Annotated in this window: 1 pseudogene; it reads right to left on the bottom strand. The window is 50.8% G+C overall.

Annotation, left to right across the window (positions count from 1 at the left end):
• Positions 1–99: 99 nt before the first annotated feature.
• Positions 100–216, bottom strand: a pseudogene (locus tag BFF42_RS21445) (IS1 family transposase); the annotation flags it as partial.
• Positions 217–327 lie beyond the last annotated feature (111 nt).

Below are 327 nucleotides of genomic sequence, written 5' to 3'. Positions count from 1 at the left end.
CAAAAGTGACCATAAGCTCTCCTGAATCAGGAGAGCAGATTACCCCCTGGATCTGATTTCAGGCGTTGGGTGTGGATCACTATTGCACCGTTCGTGACAGTGTTGTTGCGCCTTGCTGCCAACGAAGCTCCACTGCCCATCAAGTTCACAGATAAGGGCAACATCAGCGTGAGCGACTGGCACAGATGTTATCCGCCGGGGCGGGAGCTTTTTAATGTCCGTATGACGGTAGGTGATGCTGCCAACTTACTGATTTAGTGTATGATGGTGTTTTTGAGGTGCTCCAGTGGCTTCTGTTTCTATCAGCTGTCCCTCCTGTTCAGCTAC

This window comes from Shigella sp. FC1661, assembly GCF_001712525.1.
In the GTDB taxonomy this organism is placed as follows: domain Bacteria; phylum Pseudomonadota; class Gammaproteobacteria; order Enterobacterales; family Enterobacteriaceae; genus Escherichia; species Escherichia coli.
Note: the sequence above shows the minus strand (reverse complement) of the source record. Positions and strands in the feature narration are given on the sequence as shown.